The following is an 18,658-nucleotide window of genomic DNA, read 5'->3' as shown; positions in this document are numbered from 1 at the left end:
GTGTGGCACCTGCTTCGCGGGTGATCGCGGCTGAAGCCGCCCCCACAAGACGAACCAGGCGCCATGAAACCTCAGACCAGCACGGTCCATAGCGCAAAGCAGGCGTACCACAGCACCGCGCAGCGCAGCAGCAGTTCCCACAGGCTGTCCAGCCGCTCCAGCCCGCGCTGGCGGTCTTCCTCTTCCGGAATATCGTCGGCCACCCGCCCGACCTTGGCCACCAGGTGCACGGCACTGATATGCCAGTCGAGCAATTCGTGCAGCATCACCCGGGTGACCGCGACGAAATTGCCGACCAGGGCGAAACTCACCGCGATGACCCGCACCGGCAGCCAATCCAGGGCATGCCGCAATTGCCAGGCCAGGGTCTGCAGTGCCGGCTGGCGGCTGTGGTCGGCGGTCAGGGCGAGCAGGCGGTAGGCCAACGCCGCACCCGGCCCAAGCAGGAAGTACCAGAAGATCACCGCAAAGAAGCTCTGGTAGGCCTGCCACAACAGATGCCCCTGGACCCGCTTGATCAGGCCCCGGGCATCATCGGCGGCCAGGCCCAGGTCGCGCTCGGCCACATGCAGCGCGGCCTGCTCGTCGCCCCGGCGCCAGGCATCGCGAAACGGCCCCAAGGCCGCCTTCACATCGCCACGCCCCAGGCTGTACACCAGCACCAGCAGGTGCACCGGCAACGCCAGCAGGCCATAGGCGACCGGCTCCAGCACATGCAGCAGCAAGGCCAGCACCGCCACCGGCAGCAGGATCAGGATGGCCAGGGTCCACCAGGGGTGGACCTTGCCGCTGCGCTCCAGGCGCACCAGCTCGCCGAGGAAGAAACCATCACGCTGCACACGGTGGCGCAGGGCGGAGAACTTCTCGACCCACAGCGCCAGCACCAATACCAGGAAACTCATGCCTTGTCCTCGTTACGCTGCAGGGCGGCGCGGTAGCGCGGCCAGTCGAATGCCGGGCCTGGGTCGGTCTTGCGCTGCGGGGCGATGTCGCTGTGACCGCAGATACGTTGCGGCCCGATCACCGGCCAGGCGTTGCGGATCTCGCGGGTCAGCTGCTCCAGGGTGGCGTATTGGGCATCGGTGTAGGGCAGCTCGTCGGTGCCCTCCAGTTCGATACCGATGGAAAAGTCGTTGCAGCCCTCACGCGCCTCGAAGCGCGACACACCGGCATGCCAGGCACGGTCGAGCAGCGAGACGAACTGGGTCGCCTGGCCGTCACGCTCGACGAACAGGTGGGCGGACACCGTGAGGTGGTTGATGGTGGCGAAGTAGGGGTGCTCGTGCGGGTCCAGGCGGTTCTGGAAGAACTGCTGGACCTTGCCGGTGCCGAAGCACGCCGGTGGCAGGCTGATGTTGTGGATGACCAGCAGCGAGATGGCCTCGCCGTCGGGGCGGGCGTTGAAGTTCGGCGAAGGGCAGTGGGTCACGCCGGAGAACCAACCGGTCGCACGGTCCAATTGCATGGAGCAGATCCTGAAAACACCGGGTACAGGAGCGCAGTATGCCTCGCAGGCGCGGCCGATTGCATGTGAATCATTGTGAGCGTCGCAAGGGCGCGCGGAGCGTCGGCTCGCCTCGCAGGTCAGCGCCGCACCTGTAGGAGCCGGCTTTGCCGGCGAAAGGGCCAGTAACAGCAACACAATTCCACACCAACGTGCCTACGGCTTCAGTGCCCCTGCTGCCGCCGCAACCCCTCGAGCACCGCCTCCAGCGCGCGCTCGAACAGCAACCCGTCATCGAGCAGGCGAACCTCCCCCATACGCAGCGCCATGGCCAGCCCGGCACGGTTCCATTCACGCACCTTCATCCCGGTGCGGTTGGCAAAGACGAAGCGGTCGTTGATGTCCACACGCGCCACCAACTTGCAACGCAACGGTTCATCATCGTCCAGCACCTCGACCCAGGTGCCGATACGCAGGCGCTGCACCTGGCGCAACGCGGGTTCCTGGTCATCCAGGCACGGGCGTGGCCCGCCGGCCGGCTCGTCGGTGATGGCCAGTACGATGTCGTCTTCGACACGTACCAGGGCCAACGCCCCGTCGCTCTGCGCCACCGTCCCCGCGCACGCCTGCAGGTGCAGCTGCTCCAGTTGCAGGAAGAACTCGCGGGTGGCCGCCGAATCCAGCGCCACCCCCGCGAGCCCTTCGCGCAATGCCTTGAGCAGGCCTGGCACCTGCTCAAGCAAACGACTCGGTTCAGGGTGCGGAACAATGCTGACGAGCAGGGTGTCGATGGTCGCCAGGCCTTCGGCCCATGCCGTTGACGCCTCGCCCTGCTTGAGCCAGGCCAGCAGCAACACCTGGCTCCAGGACTGCACCAGCATCCGCAGCACCCCCTCGGGCAACAATCGCCCCCGCAGGCGCAGGTTCAACTCATCCTGTACACGCTGACGGGCCAGCAAGGTGCGGGCACGGCCTTCCTCTACCTCGCGCGTGCGTTGCTCGAACAACTCGTTGCGCCGCCGCTCGTCCTGGCTGAAGGCCAGGAACTCGTCGAGCAGTTCGCTGAACAGCCCGCAATCTTCGGAGAAATCATTGAGCAGCCGCTGGACGATGCGCTCCATCCGCAGGTGCAGGCTGTCACGCAGGCCGTCTGCGTCGCTCTCCCAGCCGATAGCCATGGTGGCAATTTCGTTGAGCAGGCGCCGCGCCGGATGGGTGGCGCGACAGAACAACGCCTTGTCGATCAGGGCAACCTTGAGCAGAGGAATATGCAGACGGCCGATCAGCCCACGCAGGCTGACGGGCAGGTTGTCGTCGACCTCGATGTAGCCGAACAGCAGGCCCACCAGGTTGATCATGTCCTCGTCGTCGGTGGCGATACGCCGGCGCGTACCGCTACGCACGCTGACCCGCAGCAGCAACTGCTCCAGCTGCTGGCCAAGGTTGAAGTCATCCGGCTCGCCAGCGGCTGGCACGTAATGCTGCAGGTGGGTGAGCAGGCGCAGCAGGTCGCTCGTGCCGATCGGTTGGGCCGAGCCCACGGCTTGCAGGCGCGGCGCGATGCATCCCCGGGAAGGGGCCAGCAGCTCCTGTACCGAGGCAAAGAAGGCCTGGCCGGCAGCATCGGCCCCCGACTCGCCAGCTTGCACGGGGTTGGCCGGCACACGCCGGGCAATGCCGCGCAGATCTTCGGCGCGGCGGCGCGGCGCAGGTTGCAGGTCGGGCAGCACACCGGCGCTGGCCAGCAGTTGGCCAGCTTCGCCATACAGCAGGTCGAGGTCACGCAGCACATAGCGTTCGAAGAGTTTGAGCAAGACCATCTTGACGCTCGAGCCCACGCCCAGATTGCGCCCGGCCGCCAGGAAATAATCACAGAGACTGGCAGGGCCAAGCGGGTTGTGCCGCTCATCCAGGCCCCGGTCGAGCAGCACGGCAAAGCGCTGGTTCAACTGCTGGAGAAAGAAACCGTCGCGCGACAGCACCCGGTCGACCATGCCCTGCACAACGCAGGAACGCTCAAGCTCGGTCTCGCCGCAGGCCACTGGCGTCGGCATCAGCGACTCGAACAGGTCGTTCTGGCCAATCCGCGCAAAGGCCTCGTAGAACAGGTCGAGGAAACCACGCTCGATGCTCTTGCGCTTCAGCCGCAGGTCGCGCATGGCTTCGAAGTAGAGGTTCTGGTCGACCCGGGCGCCGGCCTTGTCGGCCATCTCGAAGAGGGTGTCGTCGGCATTGTCGAACAGCGCCTGCAAGCCTTGGCGCAGCTGCAAGGCCGCCTTGTCGCGCACCTGCAGGAGCAACACGGGAAGGCTCGGCGAGGGCGTGCGCGCGCCCCGGTCGATGGCGGTCGCCAAGGGCACCACCTTGCCTTCTTTATGCATCCCGGACTCCTTGATGGATGTAGCGTTGTTCGACAGGAAGGGGTCGTCAAAGCTATGACGCCAAATACAAGGCGCCATTATCGATGAAAATTCTGACAGCTGCTAGCACGCCATTCGCACGCCTCACTGACAGTGCATTCGCCCGATTGCTCGCACAACCTGACCAAAGGTCACCGCCGCAGCAGCTGTACACGCTGCCCCCCTGCCCTATAATCGCCGGCACCTAGCTTGTGGAGCCGACCATGCCGAACCTACGCCTCGCCGACCTGACCGCCGAAATCGAAGCCAACGTGCGCCGCGCGCTGCTGGAAGACATCGGCAGCGGCGACATCACCGCCCAGTTGATTCCGGCGGAGCGCCTGGCCAAGGCGACCATCATCACCCGCGAAGACTGCGTGATTGCCGGCACCGCCTGGGTGGATGCAGTGTTCCGCCAGCTCGACCCGCGGGTGGCGGTGCACTGGCAGGTCGCGGACGGCGAGCGGGCCACCGCCAACCAGGCGTTGTTCCACCTCGAAGGCCCGGCCCGCTCGCTGCTCAGCGGTGAGCGCTCGGCGCTGAACTTCCTGCAGATGCTCTCGGGCGTGGCCACCCGCGCGCGCTTGCTCGCCGACCTGGTGGAAGGCACTCAGGTGCGCCTGCTCGATACCCGCAAGACCCTGCCCGGCCTGCGCCTGGCGCAGAAGTACGCAGTGACCTGCGGTGGCTGCCACAACCACCGGATCGGCCTGTACGACGCCTTCCTGATCAAGGAAAACCATATCGCCGCCAGCGGTGGCGTGGCCCAGGCCGTGGCAGCGGCGCACCGCATCGCGCCGGGCAAGCCGGTGGAGATCGAGGTGGAAAGCCTGGACGAGCTGCGCCAGGCGCTGGCGGCGGGGGCTGATATCGTCATGCTCGACGAGCTGACCCTGGACGAGATGCGCGAGGCGGTGCGCATCAACAGCGGCAAAGCCAAGCTCGAGGCCAGCGGCGGCGTCAACGAAACCACCCTGCGGGTGATCGCCGAGACAGGCGTGGACTACATCTCCATCGGCTCCATGACCAAGGATGTCAAGGCGGTGGACCTGTCGATGCGCCTTAGCCTGTGATCGAACCGCAGATATGAAAAAACCGGCCATAAGGTCGGTTTTTTCATAGGTCCTGTTCGCCGGCAAGCCGGCTCCTACGGGATTGTGCAGGAGCCGGCTTGCCGGCGAACCAATGCAACGCTTAGTGCGCGGCGTTGGCCAGGCCGTCCAGGTAGCGCTCGACGTCCAGCGCGGCCATGCAGCCGGCGCCGGCCGAGGTGATGGCCTGGCGGTAGACGTGGTCGGCCACGTCGCCGGCGGCGAACACACCCTCGACGTTGGTGGCGGTGGCGTTGCCTTCACGACCGCCGTTGACCACCAGGTAACCGTCCTTCAGGGTCAGCTGTCCCTCGAACAGCGAGGTGTTCGGGGTGTGGCCAATGGCGATGAACACGCCGTCGACCTTGATTTCGTCGAAGCTGCCGTCGTTGTTCTTCAGGCGCGCGCCGGTCACGCCCATGTTGTCACCCAGCACTTCGTCCAGGGTGGCGTTGAGCTTGAGCTCGATCTTGCCTTCGGCCACGCGGGCGTGCAGCTTGTCGATCAGGATCTTCTCGGCGCGGAACGTGTCGCGACGGTGCACCAGGGTCACCTTGCTGGCGATGTTGGCCAGGTACAGCGCCTCTTCCACGGCAGTGTTGCCGCCGCCAACCACCGCGACCGGCTTGTTGCGGTAGAAGAAACCGTCGCAGGTGGCGCAGGCCGACACGCCCTTGCCCATGAAGGTCTCTTCCGAGGGCAGGCCCAGGTAGCGGGCGCTGGCGCCGGTGGCGACGATCAGCGCGTCGCAGGTGTAGGTGCCGCTGTCACCACGCAGGGTGAACGGCTTGTTGGCCAGGTCCACGGCGTTGATGTGGTCGAAGACGATCTCGGTCTCGAAACGCTCGGCGTGTTCCTGCATGCGCTGCATCAGGGCCGGGCCGGTCAGGCCATGGGGGTCGCCCGGCCAGTTGTCGACCTCGGTGGTGGTGGTCAGCTGGCCGCCGGCCTGCATGCCGGTGATCAGCAGCGGCTTGAGGTTGGCGCGGGCAGCATAGACCGCGGCGCTGTAACCGGCAGGGCCGGAACCGAGAATGATGACGCGCGAATGACGTACTTCAGACATGTCGAACTCCTGTCGAGCCGGCCGCACCGGGCCGGTACCTGTGTACCGGCTGCGCCAGCTGGAATTAAAAGGGACCCACGCAGCACTTGGGGAAGGCTACAACGCGCAGGTCCTGAAACCAAAAAAGTTGAGCGCACTGTAGCGAGGCCGCAGAGAGTAAGGAAATATCCTTCGACAATCCACCTCATAGGCAGTCTCTATCCTGGGAAGAAACCGATAGGCAACCTCCAGGCGCTTTGTTACAGGCCGTTTCCCGGCCACCGCGTGCCTTTCGTCGCCGCGACAAACTCGGTAAGGTCAGCGCGTTTTCCTTTTGCGGAGCATTCCGATGCAAGCCCCCGTCCTTTCCGGCCCCCAGTACCTGCGCGAGGGGCTGAAGCTGGTCCTGAGCCCGAGCCTGCGGCTGTTCGTGCTGCTGCCCCTGGCGATCAACCTGCTGCTGTTCGGCGGCCTGATCTACGTTGCCGGGCACCAGTTCAGCCTGTGGGTCGACAGCCTGATGCCCACCCTGCCCGACTGGCTGAGCTTCCTCACCTACATCCTCTGGCCGCTGTTCGTCGCCCTGGTGCTGTTGATGGTGTTCTTCACCTTCACGCTGCTGGCCAACGTGATCGCCGCGCCGTTCAATGGGTTTCTCGCGGAAAAGGTCGAGGTGGTGGTGCGCGGCCAGGACACCTTCCCGCCCTTCAGCTGGGCGGAACTGGTGGCCATGGTGCCACGCACCCTGAGCCGCGAGATGCGCAAGCTGGGCTACTTCCTGCCGCGGGCCATCGGCCTGTTCATCCTGTCGTTCATCCCGGTGGTCAACGTGATCGCCGCGCCGTTGTGGCTGGTGTTCGGTGTCTGGATGATGGCCATCCAGTACATCGACTACCCGGCGGACAACAACAAGATGAGCTGGCAGGACATGCTCGCCTGGCTGCGGCAAAAGCGCTGGCAGTCGATGGGCTTTGGCGGGATCACCTACCTGGCGTTGATGATCCCGGGCGTGAACGTGCTGATGATGCCGGCGGCGGTGGCCGGGGCGACACTATTCTGGGTGCGTGAGCGTGGCTGACTTGCGCACGCTGGTTCCTACCTGGTCAGGTCAGGAACTGAGCTGGCTGGAGAACTGCCCCACCGCGTCCACCACCTTCTTCGCCCCTTCCTGAATCTCCACGATCACCCCGCCAGTATCGGCGGCCAGGGCCAGGCCCTGCTCGGCCTGGCGCTTGCTGGTGTCGATGATGTCCACCGCCGCCTGGGCCAACTGTTCATTCTGCTGCACCACCTTGGCGATCTCTTCGGTGGCGCTGCTGGTGCGCGAGGCAAGCTGGCGCACTTCGTCGGCGACCACTGCGAAACCACGCCCCTGCTCACCGGCCCGAGCCGCCTCGATGGCGGCGTTGAGCGCCAGCAGGTTGGTCTGCCCGGCAATGTCACTGATGGTCTTGATGATCGCGCCGATCACCTTGGACTGCTTGTCCAACGCCTGGATACCCTCGGCGGCATCCTGCATGGACCCCTCCAGGCCACGCATCACCTCGACGGTCTGGGTCACCACGTCGGTGGCCTTGCGTGCGCTGGTGTCGGTTTCCAGGGAGGTGGTGTAGGCGATGTCCGCGGCCTGGGCCACGGCCAGTTCCTGGTTGACCTGGTCGGTGATCACCGTGGCGAACTTGACCACTTTGTAGAGAACGTCGTGGGCGTCGATGATCGGGTTGTACGAGGCCTCCAGCCACACTACCCGGCCATGGGCGTCGATACGCTTGAAGCGGTCGGCGACATACTCGCCACGGCGCAGCTTGTCCCAGAACTGCTGGTAGCCGACCGAGCTGGCCTCTTCCGGCTCGCAGAACATGCGGTGGTGCTTGCCGCGCACCTGCTCCAGGTTGTAGCCCATGGTCTGCAGGAAGCGGTCGTTGGCGGTGATCACCTGGCCGTCGAGGTTGAACTCGATCACTGCGGTAGAGCGCATCAGCGCCTTGATCAGGCTCTCGTGCTCACGGGAGGTCTCGATGGTGCGGGTCAGGTCGCTGGAATGCAGGGAGAAGTACTTGATCCGCCCTTCGCTGTTCTTGACCGGCTGCAGGATCGAACGCAGCCAGGCCTCCTCGCCATTGCCGCGCAGCAGACGGAAGGCGCCGTTGAGGTGCTCGCCACGGGTGATGGCGTGCTTCATGCGCTGGTAGAAGTCGAGCTTCTTCACGTGGGGCGGGACGATATCTTCGATGTTGCGCCCGATCAGCTGTTCGGCGCGGTAGAGCATCTCGGCCTCGAAATTGCCGTTGACCGACTCGATTCGGCCCTGGGGGTCGAGCTGGAGCACCAGCATCTCGCTGTCGAGGCTGTTCTTGACCTGCTCGACAGACATCAGCTCTTCGCGCAGTTGCTGGATTTCTTTCTTCAGTTTGCTGTTGAACATGACCGCTCTCCTGGAGCGAATTCCCGTAGACGAATGCCTCTGCATCGGCTGCGGCCATGCAGTTCTTGAGCATGCTGCAAGGAATAATTCATCGGCCTGGAATCGCCGGAAATCAGGCGTCATATGGCCGTCACAAAACCGTCACATGGGCGCAACCGGGGTGGCGGAAACTTTTTGTCATGAGCACACCATCCCTGCGCATCACCCTGGTCAGCGAAACCTTTCCACCCGAAATCAACGGCGTGGCCAATACCCTTGGCCGCCTGGGCGACGGGCTGCGGCAACGGGGTCACCAGGTGGAGATCGTGCGCCCACGCCAGCCGAGTGACACCACGGACACGCCCGATGAAACGCTGCTGCTTTGCCGAGGCTGGCCGTTGCCCGGCTACCCCGGGTTGCAATGGGGCGAAGTGTCGATGCACCGGCTGCTGCGCCGTTGGCGCCGGCAGCGACCGGACGTGCTGTACATCGCCACCGAAGGCCCGCTCGGCCTGAGCGCCCTGCGCGCCGCCCGGCGCCTGGAGATCGCCGTGGTCAGCGGCTTCCACACCAACTTCCCGCAGTACTCCGGGCAATACGGCCTGGGCCTGCTGGCACGGATGCTCACCCACTACCTGCGCTGGTTCCATCGGCGCACCGACGTCACCCTGGTCCCCAGCGCCAGCCAACGTCTGGAACTGGAGCGACGTGGCTTCGAGCGGCTGGGCCTGATGGCCCGGGGCGTCGACGCCGGCCTGTTCAACCCGGCCCGACGCAGCCAGGCGTTGCGTGACCAGTGGGGATTGGGCGTGGATGACATCGCCGTGCTGCACGTCGGGCGCCTGGCCCCGGAAAAGAACCTGGCGCTGCTACGCCCTTGCATGGAAGCCTTGAGAAAAAGTTATCCACAAAAACGCCTGCGCCTGATCGTGGTGGGCGACGGACCACAGCGTGCGAGCCTGGAACAGCACCTGCCGGAGGCTGTGTTCTGTGGTACACAGCGTGGCGAAGCGCTGGCCGAGCACTATGCCAGCGGGGATCTGTTCCTGTTCCCCAGCCTCACCGAGACCTTCGGCAATGTAGTGCTGGAGGCCCTGGCCTCGGGGTTGGCGGTGGTCGCCTACGACGAAGCCGCCGCCGCACAGCACATCCGCCACGGCCACAGCGGCGCCCTGGCCATGCCGGGTGACCAGGCCGCCTTCATCGATGCCGCCTGCTGGCTGCTCGAAGAAGGCGAGACCCTGCGCCGGGTGCGCCTCAATGCCCGGCAACACGCCAGACGCCAGGGCTGGCCGGCGATCGTCGAGCAGTTCGAGGGCTACCTGCGCGGCGCCTGCCAGGCTGGCGCAAGCAAACCGTCCACCGCCGCCACGCTGGCGATCAAGCCAGGGTCGTCAGTGCCTCACGGCTGAACGGCAGCACGTCGGCTTCACGCCCGTCGCGCACTTTCTGCGCCCATTGCGCGTCCACCAGCAGGGCCCGGCCCACGGCCACCAGGTCGAACTCCTCGTCCTCGAGCCTGCGCAGCAACCCTTCCAGGCTGGCCGGCTTGGCCACCTTGTCGGTGTCGACCATGAACTGCAAGAACTCGCCGTCCAGCCCGACGCTGCCCACGGTGATGGTCGGCTTGCCAGTGAGCTGGCGGGCCCAGCCAGCCAGGTTCAGCTCGCTGCCGGCGAACTCCGGTTCCCAGAAGCGCCGGGTGGAGCAGTGGAAGATATCCACACCAGCCTCGGACAACGGCTTGAGGAAGGCCGCCAGGGCTTCGGGCGTCTCCACCAGGCGCGCGCTGTAGTCCTGCTGTTTCCATTGCGAGAAGCGGAAGATGATCGGGAAGTCCGGGCCGACCGCTTCGCGCACGGCCTGGACCAGTTCGATGGCGAAACGCGAACGACTGGCCAGGTCACCACCATATTCATCATCACGACGGTTGCTGGCCTCCCAGAAGAACTGGTCGATCAGATAACCGTGGGCGCCGTGGATCTCCACGCCGTCCATGCCGATAGCCAGGGCATCACGGGCGGCCTGGGCGAAGGCCGCGATGACGTCACGGATATCCTCGTGGGTCATGCCATGGACCACCACCTTGCCATCCTTCTCCTTACCACTCGGGCCATAGCCCGGCACGCTGCCGTCCGGCTCGGTGCCCAGGCGGCGCACGCTGCCCACATGCCACAGTTGCGGCACGATACGCCCGCCTTCGGCGTGCACCGCGTCGACTACCTTCTTCCAGCCAGCCAGGGCATCCTCGCCGTGAAAACGCGGCACATTGGGGTAGCCATTGGCGGCCAGGTGGCCGACCGTGGTGCCTTCGGTGATGATCAACCCAACCCCGGCGGCGGCGCGGCGGCGGTAGTACTCGACCACCCCGTCATGGGGCACACCGCCCGGCGAGAAGGTACGGGTCATCGGCGCCATGACCACGCGGGTCGGCAAGTCGAGGGTGCCAAGGGTGAAGGGCTGGAACAGAGGGTTGCTGGACATGCGGCGCTCCCGACGGGTGAGGAAATGCGCCAAAGATTAGGGGGAGCCTGGTGGCGGGCACAGCATCATTGATTTGAGTGATTGCGGGGTATCGCGAGAGATTGCAGGGGCCGCTCGGCGGCCCCTTGGGCTGCTCAGGCCAGCGCCTTCTCGATCGCCTGCAGCACGGTCGGATCATCCGGCGCGGTCCGTGGCGCGAAACGCGCCAGCACGCGGCCATCCTTACCCACCAGGAACTTCTCGAAATTCCAGGTGATATCACCCGGGAATTCGGCGCCTTCGCCCGCCAGCAAGCGATACAGCGAATGACGATGCGGGCCGTTGACCTCAAGCTTGGCGCCCATCGGGAAGCTCACGCCATAATTCAGGGAGCAGAAGTCTTTGATCTCCTTTTCGCTCCCAGGCTCCTGCCCGGCAAACTGGTTGCACGGCAGGCCGAGCACGTTGAAACCCTTGCCCTTGAACTGCTGATGAAGCTTTTCCAGCGAAGCGTACTGCGGCGTCAGGCCACACTTGGACGCAACATTGACCACCAGCACCACCTGGCCCTTGAACGGTGCAAGGGGCAGCTCCTTGCCATCCAGCGCCTGCAACGTCAGGTCGTGAAATGCACTCATGTTGATTCCCCTCTCAGGTTCCCATTTGCCGCTGGGGGCGAATTCCGCCCACTAAAAAGGCGCGCGGTCAAACCGTCTACCCTCCCGAGGAGGGCAAGTCCGGCTTGCCCGAGCGCCTGGCGACTCTCTGAGCTTAGCGCAGAAAATCAGTGGTGATGGCCACCTTCACCGTGGATGTGACGGTGAGCGATTTCTTCTTCGCTGGCATCACGCACGTCAACGACCTTGACCTTGAAGTTCAGGCGCTGGCCGGCCAGCGGGTGGTTGCCGTCGACGGTCACGTCGTCGCCGTCGATGTCGCGAATGGTGACGATCTGCATCTGGCCGTCCGGCGCCGAGGCGTGGAACTGCATGCCGACTTCCAGTTGGTCGACGCCTTCGAACAGGCTGCTGCTCAGGGTGCTGACCAGTTCGGCGGCGTATTCGCCATAAGCGTCTTCTGGTTCGATGGCGACGGTCAGTTCGTCACCGGCCTGCTTGCCTTCCAGGGCTTTTTCCAGGCCTGGGATGATGTTTGCGGCACCGTGCAGGTAAACCAGCGGCGCACCACCGGCGGAGCTGTCGATGACCTCACCAGCGTCGTTGGTCAGGGTATAGTCGATGGAGACAGCCTTGTTGGCGGCGATCAGCATGGGGCAAGACCTTTTGCAAAAGAATGTAGAACCGGGAAGTGTAACCAAGGCATCGTCCGATTGCGAACGCGCCATGGACGAACAGTCGCCCGTCAGTCAGATCATCGGCTTTCACCTGGATGAGGAAGGCCACTGGGTGGTCGAACTGTCCTGCGGCCACACCCAGCACCTGCGCCACCAGCCCCCTTGGCAATCGCGCCCCTGGGTGCTCGACCCCGCCCAGCGTGCGCATCGGGTCGGCCAGGCATTTGCCTGTGGCTGGTGCGCCCAGGGTGCCGTTAGCGATACCCTTGGTCATTGAATTCCTTGCACCGCTTATTTCGAGAAGCACGCATGCAGACATTTTTCATCGCGCCGACCGACTTTGGTGTCGGCCTGACCTCCATCAGCCTGGGCCTGGTCCGCACCCTGGAACGCGCAGGGCTCAAGGTCGGCTTCTTCAAGCCCATCGCCCAACCGCATCCCGGCGACACCGGCCCGGAACGCTCCAGCGAACTGGTCGCCCGCACCCACGGTATCAAGCCGCCCACGCCATTGAGCCTGGCCCACGTCGAGCGCATGCTCGGTGACGGGCAACTGGACGAACTGCTCGAAGAGATCATCCGTCTCTACCAGCAAGCCTGCGTCGGGAAGGACGTGGTGGTCGTAGAGGGCATGGTGCCGACCCGGCACGCCAGCTACGCGGCACGGGTCAACCTGCACCTGGCCAAAAGCCTGGATGCCGAGGTGATCCTGGTATCAGCGCCGGAAAACGAGGTGCTGAGCGAGCTGTCCGGCCGGGTCGAGTTGCAGGCCCAGCTGTTCGGAGGCCCGCGCGACCCGAAGGTGTTGGGGGTGATCCTCAACAAGGTGCGTACCGACGAAAGCATGGCCGATTTCGCCACGCGCCTGCGCGAGCACTCGCCGCTGCTGCGTGGCAACGATTTCCGCCTGCTGGGCTGCATCCCCTATCAAGCCGACCTCAACGCGCCGCGCACCCGCGATGTCGCCGAACTGCTCGGCGCCCAGGTGCTCAACGCCGGTGACTACGAACAGCGGCGCATGAACAAGATCATCATCTGCGCGCGCACCGTGGCCAATACCGTGCCACTGCTGACGTCCGGCACGCTGGTGGTGACCCCGGGCGACCGTGACGACATCATCCTCGCGGTGAGCCTGGCGGCGATCAACGGCGTGCCCCTGGCTGGCCTGCTGCTGACCAGCGACAGCAAGCCTGACCCGCGCATCCTCGGCCTGTGCCGCGGCGCCCTGCAAGCGGGCCTGCCGATTCTATCGGTGAGCACCGGCTCCTACGACACCGCCAACCAGCTCAATTCACTGAACCGCGAGATCCCGGTGGATGACCGAGAGCGCGCCGAGTTCATCACCGACTTCGTCGCCAGCCATCTGGATGCCGCCTGGCTGCACCAGCGCTGTGGCACGCCACGCGAACTGCGCCTGTCGCCAGCGGTGTTTCGCTACCAACTGATCCAGCGCGCCCAGCAGGCCAACAAGCGCATCGTCCTGCCCGAGGGCGCCGAGCCGCTGCTGGTCCAGGCCGCCGCGCTGTGCCAGGCGCGCGGCATCGCCCGCTGCGTGCTGCTGGCCAAGCCGGAAGCGGTTGAGGCCGTCGCCCGTGCCCAGGGCATCACCCTGCCGCCCGACCTGGAGGTGCTGGATCCGGAGCTGATTCGCAGCCGTTATGTCGAGCCCATGGTCGAGCTGCGCAAGAGCAAGAACCTCAACGCGCCAATGGCCGAGCAGCAACTCGAGGACCCGGTGGTGATCGCCACCATGATGCTTGCCCTGGGTGAGGTCGACGGCCTGGTTTCAGGCCTGGTGCACTCCACCGCCAACACCATTCGCCCGGCCTTGCAACTGATCAAGACCGCACCGGGCGCCAGCCTGGTGTCGTCGGTGTTCTTCATGCTGTTCCCCGACCAGGTGCTGGTGTATGGCGATTGCGTGATGAACCCACACCCCAGCGCCGCCGAACTGGCCGAGATCGCCCGGCAGAGCGCCGAGTCGGCCGAATCGTTCGGCATCGCGCCACGGGTGGCGATGCTCAGCTACTCCAGCGATTCGGCGGCCAGCGACGAAGAGGTGGAGAAGGTGCGCGAGGCCACACGCCTGGCGCAACAGGCCGAGCACGACCTGCTGATCGACGGGCCGCTGCAGTACGACGCCGCCGCCAACCCCGAGATCGCCCGCCAGCTGGCGCCATCGAGCCCAGTGGCCGGGCGCGCCACGGTGTTCGTGTTCCCCGACCTGAACACCGGCAACACCACCCACAAGGCGGTGCAACGCAGCGCCGACTGCGTCAGCCTCGGGCCGATGCTCCAGGGGCTGCGCAAGCCGGTCAACGACCTGCCGCGCGGGGCACAGGTGGACGATATCGTGCATACCATCGCGCTGACGGCCATTCAGGCCAGCACCGTGCGCTAGAAAACACCGCGGGGCAAGCCCGCTCCCACGCCCTGAATGAACGGCGTGGGAGCGGGCTTGCCCCGCGATCGGTTTCAGCCCAGCGCGTTACGGGTACTGCTGAACGGTACCCTGTTGGTCATACTGCTGGCCTGGAATCGGCTTCAGGTTGACCTCGACCCGACGGTTCTGCGCACGGCCGTTGGCATCGGCGTTGCTGGCGATCGGCTGGTCCGGGCCCATGCCGCGCACGGTCACCCGCGTTGCGTCAACGCCCTGCGAGGTCAGGTAGCTGCTGACGGCCTGGGCGCGGCGCTGCGACAGGTCCATGTTGTGCTGGCGGCTGCCGGTGCTGTCGGTGAAGCCGACCACCTCGATGGTGTTCTGGTTGAACTGCTTGAACGAGTTGGCGAGGTTGTTCAGCGGCGAGTAGAAGCTTGGGGAAATGTTTGCCGAGTCGGTGGCGAAGGTGATGTTGCCCGGCATGATCAGCTTGATCTGGTCACCCTGGCGCTGCACTTCGACACCGGTGTTGGCCATTTTCGCGCGCAGCTCGGCTTCCTGCTTGTCGGCGTAGTAGCCATAGCCGGCGGCGGCGGCACCCACCGCGGCGGCGCCGATCAGCGCGCCCTTGCCACGGTTGTTGTGGTCGATGGCGGCACCGGCGATGGCGCCGGCCAGCGCACCCAGCCCACCGTACTTGGCGGTCTTGCTCATCCCTGTGGATTCCTGCGGCTGACCTTGGTTGTCATACGGGTTGGGGCTGGCACAACCAGACATCAGGGCAGCGGCGGTAGCGACGATAATCAGACGACGCATGGTGAACATGGACAAGCTCCTACTGAAATTCAAAAGTGCGGCGGACCACTCACGGATCTGTGCCAGCCTTGGATTGCAGCGCAGCGGAAAAATTCCATGAAACCTCAGGCGCGCACGAACGGGTTCTCGCGCATCTCGTCGCCGAGGCGGGTGTCCGGACCATGGCCGGTCACCACGATGGCCTCTTCATCCAGGCGGTACAGCCGTTCCTTGATGGAACGAACGATAGCCCGCTGATCGCCCCCCCACAAATCGGTGCGGCCCACACCCCGGCGAAACAGGGTGTCACCAGCGATCAGCAGCTTGTGCTCGGCGAACCAGAAGCTCATCGAGCCCGGCGTGTGCCCGGGGGTGTGCAGCGCCACACCACAGCCGCAGGCCAGCTCTTCGTCGTCACTCAGCCAGCGGTCAGGCGACGGTACGGGGGTGTAGGGCATGCCGAACATCTGGCATTGCATCTCCAGGTTGTCCCACAGCGGCTGGTCGGCCTTGTGCAGGTGCAACGTGGCGCCGGTCAGTGCCTTGAGCTTGCCGGAGGCGAGAAAATGATCGAAGTGGGCGTGGGTGTGGATGATGCTCACCAGCGTCAGGCCGTGGTGCTGCAGGCGGGCAAGAATTTTCTGCTCGTCACCGCCCGGGTCGACGACGATGGCTTTCTTGCTGAGAGGGTCGCCGATCAGGGTACAGTTGCACTGCAACGGGCCTACGGGGAAGGTTTCGCGGATGAGGGAGGCAGGTAGTGAGTTCATGTTCGGCCCATGAAGGTGTGTCGCTTATTTACACAGATTTCAAGATGCTCGATTAAAGCATTGCAGTGCCTGTGAGATCGAGCGCTGGCGGCGCTCGATCTCACAGGCACTGCAAGGCCATCGCCAAACACCTGCAGCCAACACGCGATCCCCCCTGAAGAGCTGACGTGTTCACCAAGTTCTCAAGGCAGGTACAACCGGAACAATCCGCCGCCCAACGTCCCGCCATTGGCGATTTCAATCCGCCCGCGCACGCCGTTGCGCTCGTGCAACGCGGCAATCCGCGCGGCAAAGTACAACCCCAGCCCGGTGCTGCCACTCTGCGAGTCGATACCTTGCACATAATCGTGCTGGCGCTCGAGCATGCGCTGTGGATAACCGGTGCCGTCGTCGTTGACGCTGATAACCAGTTGCTCGCCCTCCTCCTCGATGCTGATCAGCAGCGCATGACCGGCGTAGCGGATAGCATTGGTAAGCACGTTGGCAACGACCGAAGCGACCAGTTCGCGGTCGAAAAACCCCAGCGGGCTTTCGGTCTCGATACGCCAGGTGGCGAGGATGTCACGGTGCTTGATCACCTCTTCCTGGGCTGCCAACTGGGCTTCGATGAAATCGTCGAGCTCGTGGTAGTCCGGGCAGATGGGGAGCTGATTGACGCCCAGCTTGTACAGCCCCAACAACTGCACCAACATGCCGTTCAGGTGGCTGAGCTCGTGCTCCACCACGCCTTGCTCGGTGCCGCCGCGCAGTTCTTCGGGCAGGCGCGCCAGCCATTGGCTGTGGGCATGGGTCAGCGCCGAGAGGGAGTTCTTCAGGTCGTGCACGGTGGAGGCGATCACCGTGGAGAAATCCAGCCCCTGGTTGTCCTGGTTCATGCGCCGAACACCCGGATATGCAATTTGCGGTAGCGGTCGTAGCGGCTGTCGCTGGCGGGAATGCCGGCCACGCTGGTCAGGCAGTTGCGGCACTCCTGCATGACTGCGGGCGACGGTGTCTCGCCGCCGATACGCAGCAGCGCCTGGGCGGTGTTCAAGGCGATACTGATATTCTTCGGCTGCAACGAAAGCGCCTTGCGGAACATACCCAGCGCCTCGTTGAGCTGCCCACCCTGATAGCTGCGCACGCCTTGACGGTTCAGATCCACCGCCTCGGTCACGGCACCGAGCACCGTGGGGTCGTCAGTGAGCTTGGCCACGCTCTGCATGACCTTGGGGTCATCGCCGTAGGTCTCCACGCAACCCTTGAGAATCGAGGTGCCCGCCGCGTCCTGGCCAAGCTGTTGCAACTGCTTGGCCACGGTGAGCGCTGCTTCGACCGAGAAGAACTGTTCCATCTTGTCCAGGCGCTGCATGGCCTGCTCGGTAAGCTTGGCCGCGGTTTCCGCGTCACCGGCCTGCTGCAGGCTGGCGGCCTTCATCAACCGTGCGCGCACCTGCAGGCCCTGGTCCTCGACGTTCTCCTTGGCCACTTCGCTGAGCACGGTGTTGATTTCGACGCGGGTCCGGGCGTCGAGGCCATTGCCGGCGTTCTTGTTCATCAGTGCCTGGACGAGCCCCAGGTTGCTTTCGGCATCCTTGTAACGTGAACTCTGCCCCTGATTCACGGCATGACGGAAGGCCTTCGAAGCACTTTCGAAGTCAGCGTTGTCCAAGGCCAGCTTGCCCAGCGCGGCCTGGCGGCGCACGGCGAGTGGCGACAGGCGCACCGCTTCTTCCAGCATGTGCTGGGCACGTCGGGTTTCACCTTGGGCTACCAGTACCTCGGCCATGCCGTCGTACAGGTTGGGCATGATCGGGAAGGCCTTGAGCGCCTGCTCGTACACACCCTGGGCCTGGGCATTCTGGCCACGCTTGTGCAGCAGGTTGCCCAGTGCAGCGTAGACCCACGGCTGCGGGCGGCTGGCGAGGATGCTCTTGAGAAACTTCTCGAGTTCCTCGAAACGGTTCAGGTCTCGCAGTGCGTCGGCGCGATAGCGCAGGCACAGCGGGGCGAAACGCGGATCTTTCTTGCACAGCTCTGCACAAGCCGCGAGCACTTCGGCCGGGCGGGAGCGGTCGAGGGCCTGGAGGATAGGCTTGAGCAGCGTCTTGCGCTGGGTGAGCTTCTCCAGCCGCTGGGCCAAACCGACCCGATTGAAAGGCTTGGTCAGGTAGGCGTCGGGCTCGTGTTCAATGGCACTGAGCACGATGGACTGGCTGCTTTCGGCCGTGACCATGATGAAAACGCACTCATGGCTGATGAGCTTGTCGAGGATCAGGTCTTCGAGCACCTGCTGGCCATTCTTCTTGCCATCGCCCAGGTGAAAGTCCTGGAGAATGAAGTCGTAGCGCTTCTGCGAGCACATGCGCAGCGCCTGCTCGCCGCTGTCCGCGGTATCCACGTCGCGCACGCCCAGCTCCCGCAGCATGGAGCGGGTCGAGGTGCGAAAGTCGGTGAAATCGTCGACGATCAGAAAGCTTTTTTGCCCGTACTGCAGCATCAACACGACCTGTATGCGAAGAAATGGGGAGAGGGCGCGCGACGATGCATGGCGCCGAATCCTGTATCGGCAGCGGGACGGGAAAGATGAGC

The 18,658-nt window shown here is 64.7% G+C and carries 16 protein-coding genes and 2 pseudogenes; 5 read left to right on the top strand and 13 right to left on the bottom strand.

The window, feature by feature from the left end:
* Positions 1 to 71 precede the first annotated feature (71 nt).
* From ampE to IM733_RS23725, 3 genes are all read right to left on the bottom strand, one after another.
* Entirely contained in the window at positions 72 to 902 is an 831-nt protein-coding gene (gene ampE / locus IM733_RS23735) for a regulatory signaling modulator protein AmpE (RefSeq protein ID WP_248918721.1), read from the bottom strand.
* Positions 899 to 1,465: a 1,6-anhydro-N-acetylmuramyl-L-alanine amidase AmpD gene (ampD, locus tag IM733_RS23730; protein WP_248918720.1), complete on the bottom strand. Its 567-nt coding sequence runs from the start codon at positions 1,463 to 1,465 to the stop codon at positions 899 to 901. The genes ampE and ampD overlap by 4 nt, the downstream gene beginning before the upstream one ends.
* Positions 1,466 to 1,668: 203 nt before the next feature.
* Positions 1,669 to 3,825, bottom strand: coding sequence for a DUF1631 domain-containing protein (locus IM733_RS23725; RefSeq protein ID WP_248918719.1), 2,157 nt, complete (start codon positions 3,823 to 3,825; stop codon positions 1,669 to 1,671).
* A 242-nt stretch (positions 3,826 to 4,067) separates the two neighbouring features.
* On the opposite strand from IM733_RS23725, the gene nadC reads away from it, so the two are divergent.
* Entirely contained in the window at positions 4,068 to 4,916 is an 849-nt protein-coding gene (gene nadC / locus IM733_RS23720) for a carboxylating nicotinate-nucleotide diphosphorylase (RefSeq protein ID WP_248918718.1), read from the top strand.
* A 121-nt stretch (positions 4,917 to 5,037) separates the two neighbouring features.
* Here the strand turns inward: nadC and trxB are convergent, their stop codons facing one another.
* Entirely contained in the window at positions 5,038 to 6,000 is a 963-nt protein-coding gene (gene trxB / locus IM733_RS23715; RefSeq protein WP_248918717.1) for a thioredoxin-disulfide reductase, read from the bottom strand.
* 328 nt (positions 6,001 to 6,328) lie between these two features.
* On the opposite strand from trxB, the gene cysZ reads away from it, so the two are divergent.
* Positions 6,329 to 7,057: a sulfate transporter CysZ gene (gene cysZ / locus IM733_RS23710; protein WP_248918716.1), complete on the top strand. Its 729-nt coding sequence runs from the start codon at positions 6,329 to 6,331 to the stop codon at positions 7,055 to 7,057.
* Positions 7,058 to 7,087: 30 nt separating this feature from the next.
* Here cysZ and IM733_RS25870 read toward each other — a convergent pair.
* Positions 7,088 to 7,504 (bottom strand): annotated as a pseudogene (locus tag IM733_RS25870) (methyl-accepting chemotaxis protein); the annotation flags it as partial.
* Between the two features lie 177 nt (positions 7,505 to 7,681).
* A pseudogene (locus tag IM733_RS25865) lies at positions 7,682 to 8,314 on the bottom strand (PAS domain-containing protein); the annotation flags it as partial.
* A 269-nt stretch (positions 8,315 to 8,583) separates the two neighbouring features.
* On the opposite strand from IM733_RS25865, the gene IM733_RS23695 reads away from it, so the two are divergent.
* Entirely contained in the window at positions 8,584 to 9,795 is a 1,212-nt protein-coding gene (locus IM733_RS23695) for a glycosyltransferase family 4 protein (protein WP_248918715.1), read from the top strand.
* On the opposite strand, the gene IM733_RS23690 is transcribed toward IM733_RS23695, so the two are convergent.
* The 3 genes from IM733_RS23690 to IM733_RS23680 all read right to left on the bottom strand — a co-directional run bounded on the left by IM733_RS23690 (position 9,764) and on the right by IM733_RS23680 (position 12,116).
* Positions 9,764 to 10,867 carry an NADH:flavin oxidoreductase gene (locus IM733_RS23690; protein WP_248918714.1) on the bottom strand — a complete coding sequence of 368 codons (1,104 nt, stop codon included), beginning with the start codon at positions 10,865 to 10,867 and terminating at the stop codon, positions 9,764 to 9,766. The two genes, IM733_RS23695 and IM733_RS23690, sit on opposite strands and share 32 nt — an antisense overlap.
* Before the next feature lie 134 nt (positions 10,868 to 11,001).
* The gene (locus tag IM733_RS23685; RefSeq protein WP_248918713.1) at positions 11,002 to 11,484 is read right to left on the bottom strand and encodes a glutathione peroxidase; all 483 of its coding nucleotides are present in this window, start codon (positions 11,482 to 11,484) and stop codon (positions 11,002 to 11,004) included.
* A 146-nt stretch (positions 11,485 to 11,630) separates the two neighbouring features.
* Positions 11,631 to 12,116: an FKBP-type peptidyl-prolyl cis-trans isomerase gene (locus IM733_RS23680; RefSeq protein ID WP_248918712.1), complete on the bottom strand. Its 486-nt coding sequence runs from the start codon at positions 12,114 to 12,116 to the stop codon at positions 11,631 to 11,633.
* Between IM733_RS23680 and IM733_RS23675 the strand changes: the two genes are divergently transcribed.
* Positions 12,115 to 12,417 carry a DUF3565 domain-containing protein gene (locus tag IM733_RS23675; protein ID WP_248921226.1) on the top strand — a complete coding sequence of 101 codons (303 nt, stop codon included), beginning with the start codon at positions 12,115 to 12,117 and terminating at the stop codon, positions 12,415 to 12,417. The two genes, IM733_RS23680 and IM733_RS23675, sit on opposite strands and share 2 nt — an antisense overlap.
* A gap of 32 nt (positions 12,418 to 12,449) precedes the next feature.
* Positions 12,450 to 14,540: a phosphate acetyltransferase gene (gene pta / locus IM733_RS23670; protein ID WP_248918711.1), complete on the top strand. Its 2,091-nt coding sequence runs from the start codon at positions 12,450 to 12,452 to the stop codon at positions 14,538 to 14,540.
* An 87-nt stretch (positions 14,541 to 14,627) separates the two neighbouring features.
* On the opposite strand, the gene IM733_RS23665 is transcribed toward pta, so the two are convergent.
* From IM733_RS23665 to IM733_RS23650, 4 genes are all read right to left on the bottom strand, one after another.
* Positions 14,628 to 15,347, bottom strand: coding sequence for an OmpA family protein (locus IM733_RS23665; RefSeq protein WP_248918710.1), 720 nt, complete (start codon positions 15,345 to 15,347; stop codon positions 14,628 to 14,630).
* A gap of 95 nt (positions 15,348 to 15,442) precedes the next feature.
* Positions 15,443 to 16,087, bottom strand: coding sequence for an MBL fold metallo-hydrolase (locus IM733_RS23660; protein ID WP_248918709.1), 645 nt, complete (start codon positions 16,085 to 16,087; stop codon positions 15,443 to 15,445).
* A 182-nt stretch (positions 16,088 to 16,269) separates the two neighbouring features.
* Positions 16,270 to 16,962, bottom strand: coding sequence for a sensor histidine kinase (locus IM733_RS23655; RefSeq protein WP_011532246.1), 693 nt, complete (start codon positions 16,960 to 16,962; stop codon positions 16,270 to 16,272).
* Positions 16,959 to 18,566 carry a response regulator gene (locus tag IM733_RS23650; protein WP_248918708.1) on the bottom strand — a complete coding sequence of 536 codons (1,608 nt, stop codon included), beginning with the start codon at positions 18,564 to 18,566 and terminating at the stop codon, positions 16,959 to 16,961. The genes IM733_RS23655 and IM733_RS23650 overlap by 4 nt, the downstream gene beginning before the upstream one ends.
* Positions 18,567 to 18,658 lie beyond the last annotated feature (92 nt).

Origin of the sequence: Pseudomonas entomophila, assembly GCF_023277925.1 — a bacterium.
Lineage (GTDB): Bacteria > Pseudomonadota > Gammaproteobacteria > Pseudomonadales > Pseudomonadaceae > Aquipseudomonas > Aquipseudomonas entomophila_D.
This window is presented reverse-complemented; position numbering and strand designations above follow the sequence as displayed.

Bases quoted from the DNA above. Each gene is read 5' to 3' on its own strand.
- ampE (WP_248918721.1), bottom strand. From the start codon at position 902: ATGAGTTTCCTGGTATTGGTGCTGGCGCTGTGGGTCGAGAAGTTCTCC.
- ampD (WP_248918720.1), bottom strand. From the start codon at position 1,465: ATGCAATTGGACCGTGCGACCGGTTGGTTCTCCGGCGTGACCCACTGC.
- IM733_RS23725 (WP_248918719.1), bottom strand. From the start codon at position 3,825: ATGCATAAAGAAGGCAAGGTGGTGCCCTTGGCGACCGCCATCGACCGG.
- nadC (WP_248918718.1), top strand. From the start codon at position 4,068: ATGCCGAACCTACGCCTCGCCGACCTGACCGCCGAAATCGAAGCCAAC.
- trxB (WP_248918717.1), bottom strand. From the start codon at position 6,000: ATGTCTGAAGTACGTCATTCGCGCGTCATCATTCTCGGTTCCGGCCCT.
- cysZ (WP_248918716.1), top strand. From the start codon at position 6,329: ATGCAAGCCCCCGTCCTTTCCGGCCCCCAGTACCTGCGCGAGGGGCTG.
- IM733_RS23695 (WP_248918715.1), top strand. From the start codon at position 8,584: ATGAGCACACCATCCCTGCGCATCACCCTGGTCAGCGAAACCTTTCCA.
- IM733_RS23690 (WP_248918714.1), bottom strand. From the start codon at position 10,867: ATGTCCAGCAACCCTCTGTTCCAGCCCTTCACCCTTGGCACCCTCGAC.
- IM733_RS23685 (WP_248918713.1), bottom strand. From the start codon at position 11,484: ATGAGTGCATTTCACGACCTGACGTTGCAGGCGCTGGATGGCAAGGAG.
- IM733_RS23675 (WP_248921226.1), top strand. From the start codon at position 12,115: ATGGGGCAAGACCTTTTGCAAAAGAATGTAGAACCGGGAAGTGTAACC.
- IM733_RS23680 (WP_248918712.1), bottom strand. From the start codon at position 12,116: ATGCTGATCGCCGCCAACAAGGCTGTCTCCATCGACTATACCCTGACC.
- pta (WP_248918711.1), top strand. From the start codon at position 12,450: ATGCAGACATTTTTCATCGCGCCGACCGACTTTGGTGTCGGCCTGACC.
- IM733_RS23665 (WP_248918710.1), bottom strand. From the start codon at position 15,347: ATGTTCACCATGCGTCGTCTGATTATCGTCGCTACCGCCGCTGCCCTG.
- IM733_RS23660 (WP_248918709.1), bottom strand. From the start codon at position 16,087: ATGAACTCACTACCTGCCTCCCTCATCCGCGAAACCTTCCCCGTAGGC.
- IM733_RS23655 (WP_011532246.1), bottom strand. From the start codon at position 16,962: ATGAACCAGGACAACCAGGGGCTGGATTTCTCCACGGTGATCGCCTCC.
- IM733_RS23650 (WP_248918708.1), bottom strand. From the start codon at position 18,566: ATGCTGCAGTACGGGCAAAAAAGCTTTCTGATCGTCGACGATTTCACC.